Genomic DNA, 15,484 nt, shown 5'->3' with positions numbered 1-15,484 from the left:
TGAAAATATTTATAACACTATGTTTGGTGTGTTAAATAAAATATTATATTAGCATTTCATGAAAAAGTGATATAGTGTAGTAGTTGTCGTTTTAGAATTGTTATTTTTGCAATGAATTAAAAAACAGTTATCTATGAAGACAAAACTAATTATTTTGACTGCTGCAGCTGCAGTTTTACTTTACTCATGTTCAAACGACCGAGACGAAGAGGTAAGAAAGGATGCAATTGAAAAGGTCAAAGCTAGTAACCAGAACTTAAAGTTAAACCAACCAAGCGCACAAAGTCGTGAAGGCGAATCGACTCTAACTAGTGATACTATTAGAATTAGAAGCAGTAACGATATGGGCTTGGGTATACCACCAGAAGATCCGGATGAAACAATCGATCCAACCAAACCAGACAAACCCTGGTAGGACTATTCATATACAAGTGAAGGCAACAGCATTAGTCCTGTTGTCTTCTATTATGCCATTCCTGAATAATATTCTTAATAGTTTATTTAAAACAGAATCAATTCTTTTGATAGATGCTCCAGGAGTTAAAAAACTTGACTTGGATAGTGCAATATTTTTCCTGTCAGTTCCTTTTAGCTATCTTTTTATAGCAATAGGCGCGAGGCTTGGAGCGCATAAAAATAGTTATTTTGCTGTATTCATTTCCGTATACATACAGCTTTTTCTTACGGTAAATTTCATTTTCATTGAAAAAAAGAAATCTTATATCCTTACCCAAATACTTTTGTTTGTAATATGTGCGGTTGCAACATTTTTGTTCTACATCATAAGTAAGTATTATAAAGATATAGAAACAAAAAACGAGTATTTAAATAAGACATTAGATCGTTACTCAGAAATAATTAAAAATAGAAAATAACATGAGCATTTTAGATAATTCTGAAAAGCTAATGATTTTAATTTCTATTAGCGATAAATTATGGGATGATTACCAGTCAGGAGATATATGTGAAGATGAGTATCTATCTAAATCAGATGATGTTAGAAGAGAGATAATGATAGCTAATGATTTATCATTTAAAGATCTTCAGCTGTTTACATCCAAGATTGGATATGTATTAATACAAAAAAAGAATGCTTTTAGCACGATTAACAATTACAAAATAGCTGCTAATTAATTATCTTTTGCAGTTTTAAGAGCATTTAATTCCATATTTAAAGATCTAACATTTTTGCTTAATATTTCTATTTTTCTATCTTGAATTGTCTGAATTGCATTAAATGCACTCTTATAATCTTCTAGAAATTTCAAAATTTCTGGAGATAATTCAAAATTTGATTTTAAGCCGAACTCAATACTTTCTTCATTCTCGATAGAATTTTTTGAAATAAGCATATCACCCTTACCTAATAAAAGCCATTCGGCACTTACTTCGAGTTTTTCGCAAATATTTACGAGAATGTTTGCTCGAGGCTCTGTTTCCTTTATGTAATTTCTAATATTCGCTTCATTTGAGTCAATCATTGAAGCAAAATCACTATTATTTCCTTTAGCAAAGTGATCTCTTAATATTTTAATTCGAAAATTAATATCGCTCATAATCAGTACGTTACAGTTTTAAACGAAAAATATTTCGAAATAATTTTTATTATTCGAAAAAAGTTTCGATATTTGTCTTAACAAAACAACAACGCAAAGTTAGTCTTTTTGTTGAATCTGAAAAAACAGTGATAAAACTATTTTTTAATTAAAATAAATAAAGTATGGAAAAATTGAAATACGGTCAACCTATTAGTTTAAGGCTTTCCAATTATTTGAGAGACTTCACAACTAAAGAAGATGTAGCAAATGTAAGCACTGAGACTGGTGTAAGTATTTCTACTCTGAACTACGTAAAAAGGAGAGCAAACAATGTTTCTGAAGGAAATGAAAAAGGAATCATCAGTTTAGCAAAGAAAGCTTTGGAAAATGCGGAAGCAAAAAGAAAGGAGGCTTTAAGATGTAAAAAGGAACTTAGTTTAATTCTTCAATCATGAACACTGACTACATCATAGCAAAAGAATATCTGAATAGGCTTCCTGAGGCAGAAAGAGTAAAATTATGCAAAAGAACACTTGAGGGAGTGTCTGAGAAGAAAAAATCAAAAAAGGAACTTGGGAAGTTTTATTCGGATTATTTAGACGCACAATTCGCTAAAGGTAAAATATAAAATGAGTCGCACTGCTGTAACAGAACGACTCGGCAAAAACGAAATAGTAATTAAAAAATCACTACATCATGTCGGCAAATTTAGGAAAAACAATTTTAGGAAAAAAGATCATCAGGACACATTTATCAAAAGTTACTGATTGGAATGTAAACAGAGAATTTATCCGCGGGCATATTCTCTTGGAAAAAGGAGTTTTCATTCAAGTGTCAAAAGGTAAGTATTTCATTGTAATTGACGGACAAAGAAAAGGCGCGATACTAAAAACTTCTCCGGCATTCAGAAAAATGAAAATAGTTATTGCGAAAGCTTTTAAATCTTATCGCAAAGGATCAAAAGGAGGGCAAATGCATCATGTGGGTTATTGGAAAAGCAGAGTGATTGATGGAATGCACAATTGTAATTTGTTCCGGAACTCAGAAATAAAATTCACGGAAAACAAGTCTAACTTTTTAAAACTTGCCTCATGAAAGCTTTATTTCTTATCAAATGCTGGTTTCTACAGCAAGTCATATATATAATAGAATACTTACTTAAAAAACAATAATCATGGAATTTAAAGGAACAAAAGGACAATGGATAATTGATGAAAATGAAGATGTAATTACAGAATTAAAAGAAGTAATAGGCGATATAGTTTGCTTGAAGCCTGAAGAATATGAAGAATCAATGGAAAACTGGAAATATAATGCCTTATTAATCTCCAAAGCCCCTGAAATGCTTGAAGCTTTGATCACAATTAGACGTAGGTATAATATACAGCCTGATTTTGAAAAAGAAATTGATCAGTTAATTAAAGAAGCCACAGAGATATGAACCTAACAGAAATACTAAGTCCTGAATTTCTTATTGATAAGGACTTTACGAAAAAAGTATCTGATGAAGTTTATTACGAATTACAGATAGCAAGTTCAGAACCATCAGTAATAGTATATGTATACAATAATTCTGCTTCGATATGTATCGGTACAGGTAGGGAAAAGGACATTAAGATAGAAAGTGAGTCTCAGTTCTCACAGTTTTTAGAAACCATTCAAAACACTTTATCATAATCATGGAAACCATTCAAAAATACTTAGAACAAGATTTGTTCATTGAAATAGAACTTCACTACAAAAAAGATATGTATTACGCATGGGGTCATCAAGAAAGAATAGAAAAATATTTCTCTTACAAAATTAAAGACCTTGCTAATGAAACTTCAGAACTGATACAAAAATCCAACAATCATAGAGTATACACTTTGGATGAATATGTGAACGATAATAGATACAATTCATATGAAGAGGCTTTAAATGCTGCCGTAAGTGAATGTGATGAATATTTAAATGACATCGAACAATGGAAACTAAATCATTTACAATCATGACACATTCAGCAATAATTAAAATAGAAAATCATTCCGGCATCTGGTATGTGAATCACAAGAGACTAGGGCATGATAAACTTTCAGACCTTGAAATATCAGCCTTAAACGAGTTCATCAAAGAGTTTAAACAATCAAATCAATAATCATGGAAAAATCAGAGTTGCTGTTTCCTGACAAAAAAAGTCTCCAAAAAGAATATTTGTTGAAGTACAGGGATCAATTTTTAAATCTCAACAATCTGAAAATCGGAGACGAAATATCATTAAGCTTTACTTGTAATAATCTAATTGGAAAGCAAATTTATTTAACAAGTAAGATAGCAAAAGGAGTTTTAAAATTAGATGATAATGGTGTTTTGTATGCTGAAAGTTTAGACAATATGCCTTTTTATCGTCACATGGATAATGGACTAAGCGGAAGATCTAAGAGATCATGGGTTCAAAGAACAGAAGCTAAAGCAAAATATTTTTTCGGAGATGGATTCATAATCAAATAATAACCAAAGCAAAAATGAAGATATGGATATTCAAGACTACAGCCGGGGGCGGAACAACGCTAATTCAAAACTGGCTTTTCAACAAGTAAAGGTGACAATTCCTAAAATGCAGGATAGGGTTTTAAATGAAGTAGACGGGATTAAATCAACAATAGAGATCGCAAATAAACTAGGAGTGGAGATACACAAAATTTCCGGACGATTCTCAGAGCTAAAAGCAAAACAAAAAATTTATCAAACATCAATAAAAAAGATCGGCAGTAAGTCTTACGCGGTCTATTCAAAAACAATTAATTAAAATGGAAAAACAATCTAAAACACATTTTAGAAAAGTTTACAAGTCTGATCACTTGGGAGTGGCTGATTTGGAAGACTATCTAGAAGAGGGTAGAAGGCTTGTTTTCAAAATACGGGAAGTTAAACAGGAGTTGGGAGTAAGTGTAGCGGGGAAAAAAGGAAACTTCAATATCGCATATTTTGAAGAAAACATTAAGCCTCTAGTATTAAATGCAACGAACGCTGCGGTATTGAAGGGATTCTCCGGATCTTCATTCGTTGAGGATTGGAAAGGATTATTAATCGAATTATTTATTGACTCCACCGTAAAAATGAAAGGTGACGTAGTTGGAGGCGTTAGAATTGTAAAAAAGCAACCAATCATAGATGCTGATCTTACAAACGAAATAAACGCATGTAAGGAGGTTTCAGAGCTTGGTAAGTTATTCGGTAAGATGTCAAAAGAGCAACAACAGAGATACAAAGTATTAGTAACTGAACGTAAAAAAGAATTAGAAAATGTTAAGAGTGCGTGATTTTTCAAATTACAAATTTCGTCCACATTCACTTGGTAAATTAATGAAAGGGCTTCCTAAGCCTTTGACTGAATCGCAAAAAGAGACTTTGTTCGGGTTACTTGAAAAACAAAAAAATGGAACCATTACAGAAAAGCAGATAATAACATTAGGTGATTTGCTCAAGAAAAAAAACGCGAAACCAATTTTATCTGAAGGAGCGAAGTCATACTTAAAGTCAATATTTAAGCAAGAGGTTTTCAATCGGAAAAAAGAAGTTCAGAATAAGTATCTGTCAAAAGGTATTGCTGTAGAAGATGAAAATATTAATCAGTACAATGAAGTTAACGGAACATTCCTGATTAAAAATGAAGTAAGATATGAGAATGAGTTCTTTTCTGGTGAAATGGATGTTGAAGAGGATGATGAAGTTTTGGAGTTCAAGAGTTCATGGGATTACGAAACGTTTCCAATTCTTGAAGAGGATATACCTAATGAAGATTACTATTGGCAAGGACAAGGGTATATGGATCTTAGGCCTAAAGTAAAAAAAGTGAAGTTGGTTTACGGATTAGTAGATACTCCGATAGACCTAATACTTGACGAGAAAAGAAGAGTTGGCTGGAAGCTTGGTTACATTGATGGACTACCTGAAGATCTGGACCAAGAAATTACCAAGAATATGACTTATGACGACATTCCAAAAGAGGCTAGAATTAAGGAATTTATTATTTACCGCGATGAAAAAGCCATAGAACAAGCAAAGAATATGGTATTAATTGCAAGAGAATATCTGAACTCATTAAACACAACACTAGCAACACACTTACAATTAATTTAAAAACAATAAAAATGAGCAAAATAATCAATGTACGTCTTGAATTAGACAAAATCGACAAAACAAAAATCGTAGTAGGCGAAAAAGGTAAATATCTAAACATTATCGTAGCCGAAAGAAAAGAAACAGATCAGTACGGAAATACTCATACTGTATATATCCAGCAGACTAAAGAAGAAAGAGAGGCTAAAGAAGAAAAAGTTTACATGGGGTCCGGGAAAGAGTTTGAGTTTGAAAACAATGTCAAAAACTTGGTTCCGGGTTCGGATGATAATGATCTACCATTCTAGCTATGAAAGAAAAAGACGGATACTGGTCAGGCCGTGATTCAAATGGCCTATTCAAATGGAATGAAAAGAGACTTATCAGATTAGAAACCGACAAAAAGAAAACCAATGAAAAACCCAAAAACAAACCCCGAAATTGAGGCAATTAAATCAAGCCTATGTAAAGAATTAGGTTATTTACCAGGTGACAAAATCCCAAACAGTAGAGTTTCAATTGCCTTAGGTAAAATAGACGCAACAGCAACTTTAATCTACGCTAAAACGCTAAATCGTAAAGCCAGATTTGCAAGACCCGGCGAATGCCAGTACACAATTGAGCTGGAAAAAGAAAGAGTGCCAAAAGTATCAAAACCAGAAGATGATTTAATATCTACTGCAAAAGCAGCTAAAATTCTGGACATTCAACCAAGCAATCTAAGTTCCATCAGAAAATCTGGAAAAATAGATGCTGAAAAAATAGGAGGCAGGTTCTTTTTCAAGCCAGAAGAAGTTGAAAGATTTAGAATACAAAGAGTTATTGATAAATTGTAACTATGGATGTGTACAAAATACTTAATCTATACGCCTGCTTAGGTGGGAATAGGTATAAGTGGGATGAAGTAGCTAGAGAATCTGGAATTGAAATTCAAGTAACAGCAGTTGAATTAGATCCGGAACTTGCAAGATTGTATCAGGAAAGATTCCCAAATGATATTGTAGTTGTTGCAGACGCTCACCAGTATTTACTTGATCATTACAAAGAGTTTGATTTTATATGGAGTTCACCACCGTGTCCAACTCATTCTAAGATGAAGAAAAGCCAAACAAATAATGGTAATCACAAACCGGAATATCCATCAATGATGCTTTACGAAGAGATTTTGTTTTTGTCTCATTTTTTCAAAGGAAAGTATTGTGTTGAAAATGTAATTCCATATTACGAACCACTGATTGAAGCGCAAAAAAGAGGTAGGCATCTGTACTGGTGCAATTTCAAACTTCCAGATAGTTTAAACGACAGGCGTGTAGAAAATTTTATTCATACAAAACTGGACAATCTTTCAAAATTTCATGAGTTTGATTTTAAGATACTTTTGAATTGTAGCAGATTTACACAATCAGGAAATAAACCAGGTATAAGAATAGAAAAAATAGCCCGAAACCTTGTAGATTACGAAGCAGGCAAAACAATTTTTGAATGCGTATTGGAAAAAGCTCCTGTATTTAAAATAAACAGCCTGTTTGACAACGAGTACATGATACTTGAAGATTAAAAACTACCATGCATTAGTGATGTTTTAGCATGGGTACCGATTGAAAATTACAAAGAATTAAAATGAAGATATGCCTAATAGAATATTACGAGACTGGACCGACAGTTTCATTGTGGACGAATTAGATGTTCACGCTGAAAGATTCTTCGTTAGGCTTATCATGAAGGTAGATGATTTTGGAAGGTTTTCTGCTGATAAAAGATTATTGAAATCACAACTGTTTCCGCTAAAATCCGATATAAGAGATACTGACATTGCCCGTTGTCTCACTGCGTGTGAGAAAGCCGGATTGATTACTATCTATACAGTCGCATCGAAATGCTATTTACAGATTGAAAATTTCAAACAAACATTGAGGCAAAAAACAACTAAATATCCAGCACCTGACGAATGCATAGCAGATGCTACGCATATGATAAGCAATAGCGAATCAATTGCTTCCCTGAAACGAAACGAAACAGAAACAAGAAAAGAAACAGAAGAGAAAGGAATATATAGGGCATTCGCCCATCTATCTATTTCTTTTGAAGAGTTTGAGAAATTAAAGTCATCAGATTATCAGGAAGACGAAATTAACTCAATTCTAGACGATATAGAAAATTACAAGGCTAATAAAAAATATTCATCCTTGTATTTGACAGCCTTAAAATGGCTTAAGAAAAATCGAGAGAAAACTGCAGATAGTTCTAAACCAAAATTATCAATGTTCTAATGGAAACTATAATTTCTTTATCAACAAGACAGATTTACGATATAACAGCAGATAGGAATGGAGAGAATCAAATGCCTTGTCCTGAATGCTCGCGTAATAGGCGCAAAAAGAATGTTAAGTGTTTTTCGTACAACACGGAAAAAGAGGTTGGTTACTGCAACCATTGCGACACTCGATTTGTTAAGCATCAGCCCCATGAGGATAAGCAGTATGTTAAACCGCAAATTGAATGGCAGAATTATACAAAACTTTCTGAGAACGTGGTTAAATATTTTGAAAGCAGAGGTATTTCACAGATGACTCTGTTGGAAATGAAGATCGGGGAAAAATCAGAATACATGCCACAGGTCGAGAAGAATTCTAACTGCATAATTTTCCCGTACTTCAAAGAAGGGGAACTTGTGAATATCAAATTCAGGGACGGGAGCAAGAATTTTAAGCTTTCGTCTGGCGCAGAGCTGGTATGGTATAACTACGATTGTATCAAAAAGTGCATTGATAATGAAGGGGAATTAGTTATTGTAGAGGGAGAGTTTGATTGTTTATCAGTCATTCAATCTGGTCATGAATATGTAGTTTCCGTCCCAAACGGCGCTAGTACAGGAAAGATGGAATATTTTGATAGTAGCTTTGATATGCTAAATCAAGTGAAAACTTTCATAATTGCAACTGATAACGATCTTAAAGGAATTGAGTTAAAAAACGATCTAACAAGAAGGCTTGGTATTGAAAAATGTAAAATAGCCTCATTTAGACAGTTTAAGGATTCAAACGAGATATTGGTTCACGAGGGCAGAGAAAGTCTATTAAATGCAATTAAAACAGCCAAACTGGTTCGTGTTTCGGATGTTTATGAAGTGTCTGACTTTGAAAATGAATTGGATTCATATTTTGAGAATGGTTTGCCACAAGGAAAAACACTAGGTATTGATGATCTGGATGAAAAAATTAGATGGTTGACTGGGCACTATGCTACTGTAACCGGTTCGCCAACTTCAGGAAAATCTGAATTTATTGATTTTGTTTGTGCCAAATTGAATTTCTTACATAATTGGAAAGTTGGCTATTATTCGCCTGAATCAGCGCCTTTGTCGGTTCACTTCAGTAAAGTATTTTCCAAATTTGCAGGGTTTAAATTTGAAAAAAAGTATTGCCCTTCGGATGCTGAAAGATATTCGGTTCAGGACTATTTAAATGAAAATTATTATTGGGTAGCTCCGGTTGATGATATGAATTTGGATGAAATACTCTCTAGATTTGAATACCTGGTTAAGGCTAAAGGAGTGAAGCTTTTTGTTATTGACCCATTTAACCGGATCGAGACTGATCAAGATTATACCCAGGATAAGCTTTTATACATCAAGAAAGTATTGAAAAAGATTATCTCTTTTGTAAAAAGGAATGACGCGCTTTTATTTTTAATTGCACATCCAACAAAGCTTCAAAAAACCAAAGACGGAAAATTCCCCATTGCTTCGATGTATGATATTTCAGGTTCTGCCGACTTTTTTAATATGACTTCTTACGGTATATCCGTACGAAGAGAACAGAAGGATGAGACTTTAGAATTCCTATCACATGGTCAGGTTGCGATCAGCAAAGCAAAGTTAAATCAAACAATGGGAAACACTGGTATTTGGGAGTTTAGATACAATATGAATAATGGTAGGTATGAAAGTGAAAATAGAAATGGAGCAGTACAATTTGATAATTTGAACTGGATAACCAAGAATGAATATAAATATTCGGAATTTAAAGTTCCTACAGCAACTATAAACCAAGCTTTTGGAGATGAATACACAGATTTACCGTTCTGATTTTGAAAAATTTTACTCCTTTTATGCCAGATTGCATGCATATGGAGTATCTCTAATTGTCCTTCTAAAGTATCATGAAGAAAAGGAAGATTATTTTAAATGCGAAGTTATAAACCAAGTTATAAACGAAGTAAAAGGGGGTAATAATGGAAAATATAGAAGAATTTAAAAAGAACTACCAGCAACGAATAGAAAATTTAGCAAAGTCAAAAACAGAATGGATTAATGACTTTGTTGAATCCCAAAAGCCAAAGAAGCCTGTTAAGACTGTTGGTGAAATGTATAAGGAGATAAAGAAAGAAGAAAGACTTACTCAATAGTCAAAGTATTAAGTTCGATTGAAAGTTCTTTTAATACCTCCAAAGCCTTAACAGCATCTTTCTTAGAAAAAGATCTTCCATCAGCATTATTTAACTTTCTGCTTAAATATGCAGCAGCGTTCTTATTCGTAGGCCACATTCTACTAGCGATGTACGAAAGGTCAACCTTACAATGATTTTTTAAATAATCTTCAACTGTCATACAGCAAAGATATAAAAAATAATGTACAAAAATATTTGTACTGTACAAAAATAATTGTACATTTGAAAAAGCAAAAACGAAAACAATTAAAATTACAACGTCATGAACATATTAAAATTAACCCTTTTAGACGGACGAACAATCTTTGTAAACTTCAATTTAGTAACTGATTTCATGTCAATAGAGAATAAGTACACTATGATTTGTTTTGGAAAAGAAGATTATCATTATCAAGTGATTGAAACTACACAGTATATTATTCAGGAGCTACAATACTCCACGAATGGAAAATAATTTCATTTAATATTAAAAAACCTAAGCAAGTTTCAAAAAGGCTTTCATGGTTAGTTTTACCGGGTGGCGTTTTGATCCATCATGTCGCCCGGGTTTAAAAATTTCGAAAAATTAAAATCAAAAATATTATGAAAATAAAAGCATTAGAAATAATTGGAAAAGAAGCATTTTTAATTAAAGCATTTGAACTTAGTGATTATCATGATTTTTACATTAATAAAAATGTGATCGATAATAAGGCTAAAAAAAATGAAATCATATTAAAAAAGACTGATTCTATTGAGATCCTTCCAAGGCAAAAAGAAGTCATAGGCTATAAAAAAGATGACAGTTTTTTAAGTTTAGAAGAATATAAATCAAAACCAACTTATTTTGATTCAGATAGTTCAGAAGAAGAAACATTGAGAGCAATTGCAAACAGAAAAGAAATTGAAGGTTTTGAACCTGTTTACAAAGAAATAGATTTTGAAACAGTTGAAATAGATATTTATGGATTTATTGAAGACACAAATTCAAAATTTATCCACTGCGGAATTACGGACAGATTCAACTCAAAAAATCCAAATGTTTATATTTTAAATGAAAATAAAATAGCTGTAGATGAATATAATATATTGAAAGATAGATATTCAAGTCATGGTAAATTTAGCAATTTAGATCGAAATTATATTGAGTTTGCTCAAATAAATGGGAGTTACGCATTTACAAAAAGTGAATTCTCGGAAAAAAGAGTAGACAAATTGTTTGCTAAACTTGAAAGTGCAATTCAATTCGAAAAAGAATTAAGAGAAAGGATTAGGAAAATCGTAAAATCAAGACTTTTTCCTGAAAAAATACAAGATGACAAAAGGCTTTTAATTATGTCTCATTTAAAAGCAATTAAAAAAGCAAAATCAAAAACTGTAATGGATGAGATGTTGCAAATTTTAATCGAAGATCTTCAGGACTATAAAAAACAAGTAGAATTGCTAAAATCTTAATTAATGAAAAATACAAAATACATTAAAGTATCCGTATCGGAGCGACATCCGGAAGAATCTAAATATTATGAAACAAATATTGGACGTCTGTTTTACAATCCAGTCATGAAAGAATTTGAAAATGAAGTTTTTAATCCCATGAAAATTGACTACTGGCTGGAAGAAAAGCCAGACTATGAGGATGAGATGAAGGAGGTGTTATTACAACTTGTAGGTTGTCACACCTGCGGTCATACAATACCAGATTGGCTAAATGATAGAGCTGAAGAATTAATAACCAAACTAAAATAAACGGAACCTGGACCGTTCTCCCGGGAAAAATCAAAGACAATTTTCAGTGCAAAAACAGTTCGTAAAAAACAGCGAACGCACCCGTCTTATGTGAAATTTAAAAAATTAACAATGGAAAACACATTAGAAAATAAAGCAAAGTTCTTCGCTCAGTATTTCAAACAACGAGTTTTAAGAACGTCAATGAGTCCTGAAGTTGTCCCTGTTGCTACTTGGACTTTAAACAATCCTTTGGAAGAAGAGTATTTAGAACTAAACCCTCTTTCATCAATTACAGATGAAGAACTAGTAATTATTGTAAAGTTTTACGAACCAACAGCCCATAATGTAAAGCTGGATGATGGTCAAATTGAATTCGATTTTATTTATGTTGATCAAGGCGCTTCCGGAGCTATTGAAATCTCAGATGGTTATTGTCTGGATTGGTTAAGAAGTAACGGATTTGCCACTGAATGGATGGGATTATCTGTTGAAGATCTTATGAGTTTTGGTTGGATTAAACTTAAAGAAAACTAGCCATGAGTCACCAAGAGAAACAAGAGATCTTTGATCAGTATGCAAGATTAAAAGGATTTGGAAGCTGGAGGCATTTATTGCAAAAAGCCGTATGTGATGGGCAAATGACTGTATCTGAATTAAAAGATCACATTTTCGATGCCTGTGATCTCGTACAGGCTGAACAGCAGAAGAGAATAGCGAAGAATATGAATTGGGATCGATGTAAAAATAAAGGCAGTGAATGCAGAACTGACAAACACGAAAGATCGATACTTAACCCAGAAAACAAGATCTCATGAAAGAGCTAGAAGAACTAACCCGGGAGATCCGGGAGAAAGTAAAATCAGGTTTTGATGGAATTATTGCATGTGAATACTCTGGAATAGTAAGAGAAGCATTCAATAAAAAAGGGTTTAATTTCATATCATGCGATTTCCTTCCAACTGAGCAACCAGGGAGCCGCTATCAGGGTGATATTTTAAATATTATTGATTATCACACTGGTTTTATAGGGTCACATCCAGAATGTACTTATATGACAAATTCTGGCGTTCGGTGGCTATGGAATAAAGACGGAAGCAAAAACCATGATAGATGGGTGAAACTAGAAGTGTCGGTTAAATTTTTCAATCTTTTGAAGTCGAAAATAAAAATCGGTTATCTGGAAAATCCTATTCCTCACAAATATGCTAGAGATGGGTTTCATTCTGTTTTAAATGGAGAATGGGTTGATGGAATTGGAAAATACACGCAAGTTATTCAACCGTGGCAGCATGGACATGGTGAAACTAAAGCAACTTGTTTATGGCTTATTGGATTGCCGGAACTAGAACCTTCCAATATAGTAGATGGACGTGAGCAAAGAATTTGGAAACTTCCCCCAAGGGAATATAGATGGAAAGAACGGAGCCGGACATTTACAGGGATCGCAGAGACTATGGCAGATCAGTGGTCTCCTGAACTAATAAAATTCCTTCACTCACTTATAAAGACAAAATAATGCAAAAGATTTTTAGACTCCACGATGGAGACCTTCAAAAAGTTGGCGATTTAGAAAAAATGTTATACGATGGCTGGAAGGTCATATATACAGTTAAAATTAATTATGGAAATACAACCCTATTTATTTTAGAGAAAAAATAATTAAAAACAAAACAATGAATAAAGATGAACTTTTAAAAATTTACTCAGCTTATCTGCCGTATGACTTGGAATTCGAGGCATTTGGCAGAAGAGGAAAAATAAATGAAATCCAGTTGAAGCCTGATTTTGTATTAGGCCTCGACATTGATTCACATGTAAGGCACTTTTATCCAGATTCGGGATTACCTATTCTCTACGATCTATCCTATTTAACCAAGGAGATAGAGCATGAGGGGAAGAAAATTACTCCAATTGTAGAGCTTGCAAAATTAGGTACAGGAGAACAGGAGTGCGGAGTGACAAACGGCAACTTAGGTACCTGCTATGTTAATGCTAAAAATGAGAAAAAAGGATTTTTTATTTACCATCCAGAAGGATACTTTATCTGGCAAGTTGGGAAAAATGCAGAACCTATGATTGTAAAAAATCAACTAAAATTATTTCAAAAGCTCTTAGAATGGCACTTCAATATTTTTTCGCTCCCTGAATCCGAATACATAAACAAAGCAACTTTAACTCAAAAACAATAATACAATGGAAAACGAAAAAATTAAATGTTACAGTATGTCAATGGGAAACTCAAAATTTGTTGACACAGACATTGAAGGAATACTATAATACTTAAAGGTGGAGCTTCTGGAAAATTTACCAGATAATGAAACTTTAGAATTTCAATTTGGTGTCGAGTATCACACTCAGGAGGAAATAGATAAAATGCCTGAATTCGATGGATTTTAACCCCGTGCCATCTTAGGGTAGCACTTTAAAACAAGAATTATGGAAACAAAAGAACATATAGCAAAAGATTTAAAGGTAGGCGATACTTTTATCGCAACTATTCGACATAAAACAGATGGAACCAAGAATTTAGCAAATCAAATATGTACAGTTGTGCATAATGGTGAACTTGGAGATTCATTAATAGCAAAAATGGACCTAGGAATAGTTAGAATACCATACAATGAAATAACAGAAATAATTAACGTAAAGCCATGATAGCACCACAAGAACTACGTTTAGGAAACTGGATCAATATTAACGGGAATCCATTTCAGATAGAAATGCCAGATTTTAATTTGATTGTAAATAAGAACGGTAAAAGTACATATGAACCGATAGAGCTGAATGAGGACTGGCTTTTGAAGTTTGGCTTTGATTCAAATAACGTTGCTTACAAAATAGACAATGACAGATTCGTCTTCGAGCTCTATTTTTATGATGCATGGAATCTAAATTATGTTGAGAAAGAAAAATTTGGAAATGGTAGTGTTGAATTATCTGGTTATTGGAAAATTCACGAATTGCAGAACCTCTTTTTCACCCTTACCGGGGAAGAACTTAAAATTAAAAAATAACATGGAACTATTTATAAAATTTCCAGATCAATCACAAAGCTTTACCGCAGGTGTTGAATACGGCAGGTTGTTTGGCAGAATGGAAAAAGGAGATTCCGTTGTTACTAATGATGGTTTTCCTGTTAGAATCGAAAATAAAGAACTGCTAAAGAATACATGTACTAAGTATGGATATACTTGCAATTTTGGAGGAGAATATTATGGTGAATGGATAGAATTCACAGCTATAAAAATAACTAATTCAGAAAATTAAAGAATCATGAACCTACAACTTTCACTAAAAAAGAAATGGTTTGAAATGACGAAAGCCAGAATTAAACCGGAAGATTACAGAGAGATAACGCCGTATTGGTTAAAACGATTGATGTTTTATTCTACTGATGGATATACTCTAACAAATAGTGAATGGGAAGAAGCTTGCTCGGATATTCTTTCATCAAGTCAATCTTCTTCTGATTACACGGAGCATTTGGAATATCACTTAGACAATTGGTATTTGAAATTTAAAGAATTTACCATTAACACAATGACTTTGGGCTATCCTTCAAAAACCGACTCCGAAAGAATTTTGAAATTGAAACATGCAGGAATTGAGATCCGGGAAGGAAATCCGGAATGGGGTGCTGAGCCTGGGAAGCTATATTTTGTAATTAAACACGGAAAAATAATATGAAA

At 33.0% G+C, this 15,484-nt stretch carries 31 protein-coding genes; 29 read left to right on the top strand and 2 right to left on the bottom strand.

What is annotated here, in order from left to right:
- Positions 1-133 precede the first annotated feature (133 nt).
- From KBP46_RS10165 to KBP46_RS10155, 3 genes are read left to right on the top strand one after another with little or no spacing between them, the layout of a single operon-like run.
- Complete coding sequence (locus tag KBP46_RS10165) at positions 134-415, top strand: hypothetical protein (RefSeq protein WP_216445299.1); 282 nt, start codon at positions 134-136, stop codon at positions 413-415.
- Between the two features lie 16 nt (positions 416-431).
- Positions 432-875, top strand: a complete 444-nt coding sequence (locus KBP46_RS10160) for a hypothetical protein (RefSeq protein ID WP_216445298.1) — start codon at positions 432-434, stop codon at positions 873-875.
- Position 876: 1 nt separating this feature from the next.
- Positions 877-1,134: a hypothetical protein gene (locus tag KBP46_RS10155; protein ID WP_216445297.1), complete on the top strand. Its 258-nt coding sequence runs from the start codon at positions 877-879 to the stop codon at positions 1,132-1,134.
- Here KBP46_RS10155 and KBP46_RS10150 read toward each other — a convergent pair.
- Complete coding sequence (locus KBP46_RS10150) at positions 1,131-1,556, bottom strand: helix-turn-helix domain-containing protein (protein ID WP_216445296.1); 426 nt, start codon at positions 1,554-1,556, stop codon at positions 1,131-1,133. The two genes, KBP46_RS10155 and KBP46_RS10150, sit on opposite strands and share 4 nt — an antisense overlap.
- 164 nt (positions 1,557-1,720) lie before the next feature.
- Between KBP46_RS10150 and KBP46_RS10145 the strand changes: the two genes are divergently transcribed.
- The 16 genes from KBP46_RS10145 to KBP46_RS10070 all read left to right on the top strand — a co-directional run bounded on the left by KBP46_RS10145 (position 1,721) and on the right by KBP46_RS10070 (position 10,046).
- Positions 1,721-1,993 carry a hypothetical protein gene (locus KBP46_RS10145; RefSeq protein ID WP_216445295.1) on the top strand — a complete coding sequence of 91 codons (273 nt, stop codon included), beginning with the start codon at positions 1,721-1,723 and terminating at the stop codon, positions 1,991-1,993.
- Positions 1,990-2,166, top strand: coding sequence for a hypothetical protein (locus KBP46_RS10140; RefSeq protein WP_002984621.1), 177 nt, complete (start codon positions 1,990-1,992; stop codon positions 2,164-2,166). The genes KBP46_RS10145 and KBP46_RS10140 overlap by 4 nt, the downstream gene beginning before the upstream one ends.
- 68 nt (positions 2,167-2,234) lie before the next feature.
- On the top strand, positions 2,235-2,633 hold the full coding sequence (locus KBP46_RS10135) for a hypothetical protein (RefSeq protein ID WP_216445294.1): 399 nt from the start codon (positions 2,235-2,237) through the stop codon (positions 2,631-2,633).
- Between the two features lie 79 nt (positions 2,634-2,712).
- Positions 2,713-2,979: a hypothetical protein gene (locus KBP46_RS10130; protein WP_216445293.1), complete on the top strand. Its 267-nt coding sequence runs from the start codon at positions 2,713-2,715 to the stop codon at positions 2,977-2,979.
- Positions 2,976-3,215, top strand: a complete 240-nt coding sequence (locus tag KBP46_RS10125) for a hypothetical protein (protein ID WP_145953283.1) — start codon at positions 2,976-2,978, stop codon at positions 3,213-3,215. Before KBP46_RS10130 ends, KBP46_RS10125 begins: the two co-directional genes overlap by 4 nt.
- A 2-nt stretch (positions 3,216-3,217) precedes the next feature.
- Positions 3,218-3,532 carry a hypothetical protein gene (locus KBP46_RS10120; protein ID WP_216445292.1) on the top strand — a complete coding sequence of 105 codons (315 nt, stop codon included), beginning with the start codon at positions 3,218-3,220 and terminating at the stop codon, positions 3,530-3,532.
- Between the two features lie 145 nt (positions 3,533-3,677).
- On the top strand, positions 3,678-4,028 hold the full coding sequence (locus KBP46_RS10115; protein WP_216445291.1) for a hypothetical protein: 351 nt from the start codon (positions 3,678-3,680) through the stop codon (positions 4,026-4,028).
- 22 nt (positions 4,029-4,050) lie between these two features.
- On the top strand, positions 4,051-4,326 hold the full coding sequence (locus KBP46_RS10110; RefSeq protein ID WP_216445290.1) for a hypothetical protein: 276 nt from the start codon (positions 4,051-4,053) through the stop codon (positions 4,324-4,326).
- Position 4,327: 1 nt separating this feature from the next.
- Complete coding sequence (locus KBP46_RS10105) at positions 4,328-4,840, top strand: hypothetical protein (RefSeq protein WP_216445289.1); 513 nt, start codon at positions 4,328-4,330, stop codon at positions 4,838-4,840.
- Positions 4,824-5,660, top strand: a complete 837-nt coding sequence (locus KBP46_RS10100) for a hypothetical protein (protein ID WP_216445288.1) — start codon at positions 4,824-4,826, stop codon at positions 5,658-5,660. The genes KBP46_RS10105 and KBP46_RS10100 overlap by 17 nt, the downstream gene beginning before the upstream one ends.
- An 11-nt stretch (positions 5,661-5,671) precedes the next feature.
- Positions 5,672-5,947: a hypothetical protein gene (locus KBP46_RS10095; protein WP_216445287.1), complete on the top strand. Its 276-nt coding sequence runs from the start codon at positions 5,672-5,674 to the stop codon at positions 5,945-5,947.
- A gap of 105 nt (positions 5,948-6,052) precedes the next feature.
- On the top strand, positions 6,053-6,475 hold the full coding sequence (locus tag KBP46_RS10090; RefSeq protein ID WP_216445286.1) for a helix-turn-helix domain-containing protein: 423 nt from the start codon (positions 6,053-6,055) through the stop codon (positions 6,473-6,475).
- 2 nt (positions 6,476-6,477) lie between these two features.
- Entirely contained in the window at positions 6,478-7,197 is a 720-nt protein-coding gene (locus KBP46_RS10085) for a DNA cytosine methyltransferase (protein WP_216445285.1), read from the top strand.
- A gap of 70 nt (positions 7,198-7,267) precedes the next feature.
- Positions 7,268-7,909, top strand: a complete 642-nt coding sequence (locus tag KBP46_RS10080) for a hypothetical protein (RefSeq protein WP_216445284.1) — start codon at positions 7,268-7,270, stop codon at positions 7,907-7,909.
- Entirely contained in the window at positions 7,909-9,726 is a 1,818-nt protein-coding gene (locus KBP46_RS10075) for a toprim domain-containing protein (protein WP_216445283.1), read from the top strand. Before KBP46_RS10080 ends, KBP46_RS10075 begins: the two co-directional genes overlap by 1 nt.
- A 146-nt stretch (positions 9,727-9,872) precedes the next feature.
- Complete coding sequence (locus KBP46_RS10070; RefSeq protein ID WP_216445282.1) at positions 9,873-10,046, top strand: hypothetical protein; 174 nt, start codon at positions 9,873-9,875, stop codon at positions 10,044-10,046.
- On the opposite strand, the gene KBP46_RS10065 is transcribed toward KBP46_RS10070, so the two are convergent.
- A complete protein-coding gene (locus tag KBP46_RS10065) occupies positions 10,036-10,248 on the bottom strand; it encodes a hypothetical protein (RefSeq protein ID WP_216445281.1) in 213 nt (70 codons plus the stop codon). The two genes, KBP46_RS10070 and KBP46_RS10065, sit on opposite strands and share 11 nt — an antisense overlap.
- 422 nt (positions 10,249-10,670) lie before the next feature.
- On the opposite strand from KBP46_RS10065, the gene KBP46_RS10060 reads away from it, so the two are divergent.
- From KBP46_RS10060 to KBP46_RS10015, 10 genes are all read left to right on the top strand, one after another.
- Positions 10,671-11,522 carry a hypothetical protein gene (locus KBP46_RS10060; RefSeq protein WP_216445280.1) on the top strand — a complete coding sequence of 284 codons (852 nt, stop codon included), beginning with the start codon at positions 10,671-10,673 and terminating at the stop codon, positions 11,520-11,522.
- A gap of 3 nt (positions 11,523-11,525) precedes the next feature.
- Entirely contained in the window at positions 11,526-11,813 is a 288-nt protein-coding gene (locus tag KBP46_RS10055; protein WP_216445279.1) for a hypothetical protein, read from the top strand.
- Positions 11,814-11,924: 111 nt separating this feature from the next.
- Positions 11,925-12,329 carry a hypothetical protein gene (locus KBP46_RS10050; protein WP_216445278.1) on the top strand — a complete coding sequence of 135 codons (405 nt, stop codon included), beginning with the start codon at positions 11,925-11,927 and terminating at the stop codon, positions 12,327-12,329.
- A 2-nt stretch (positions 12,330-12,331) separates the two neighbouring features.
- Entirely contained in the window at positions 12,332-12,610 is a 279-nt protein-coding gene (locus KBP46_RS10045; RefSeq protein ID WP_216445277.1) for a hypothetical protein, read from the top strand.
- Positions 12,607-13,311, top strand: coding sequence for a hypothetical protein (locus KBP46_RS10040; protein WP_216445276.1), 705 nt, complete (start codon positions 12,607-12,609; stop codon positions 13,309-13,311). Before KBP46_RS10045 ends, KBP46_RS10040 begins: the two co-directional genes overlap by 4 nt.
- 157 nt (positions 13,312-13,468) lie before the next feature.
- The gene (locus KBP46_RS10035; RefSeq protein ID WP_216445275.1) at positions 13,469-13,984 is read left to right on the top strand and encodes a hypothetical protein; all 516 of its coding nucleotides are present in this window, start codon (positions 13,469-13,471) and stop codon (positions 13,982-13,984) included.
- 247 nt (positions 13,985-14,231) lie between these two features.
- The gene (locus tag KBP46_RS10030) at positions 14,232-14,450 is read left to right on the top strand and encodes a hypothetical protein (protein ID WP_216445274.1); all 219 of its coding nucleotides are present in this window, start codon (positions 14,232-14,234) and stop codon (positions 14,448-14,450) included.
- The gene (locus KBP46_RS10025; protein WP_216445273.1) at positions 14,447-14,809 is read left to right on the top strand and encodes a hypothetical protein; all 363 of its coding nucleotides are present in this window, start codon (positions 14,447-14,449) and stop codon (positions 14,807-14,809) included. The genes KBP46_RS10030 and KBP46_RS10025 overlap by 4 nt, the downstream gene beginning before the upstream one ends.
- A 1-nt stretch (position 14,810) precedes the next feature.
- A complete protein-coding gene (locus KBP46_RS10020; protein ID WP_216445272.1) occupies positions 14,811-15,062 on the top strand; it encodes a hypothetical protein in 252 nt (83 codons plus the stop codon).
- 6 nt (positions 15,063-15,068) lie between these two features.
- Positions 15,069-15,482, top strand: coding sequence for a hypothetical protein (locus KBP46_RS10015; protein ID WP_216445271.1), 414 nt, complete (start codon positions 15,069-15,071; stop codon positions 15,480-15,482).
- The last annotated feature ends 2 nt before the right edge of the window (positions 15,483-15,484 follow it).

This window comes from Chryseobacterium sp. PCH239 (assembly GCF_018924625.1).
Classification (GTDB): domain Bacteria; phylum Bacteroidota; class Bacteroidia; order Flavobacteriales; family Weeksellaceae; genus Chryseobacterium; species Chryseobacterium cucumeris.
Note: the sequence above shows the minus strand (reverse complement) of the source record. Positions and strands in the feature narration are given on the sequence as shown.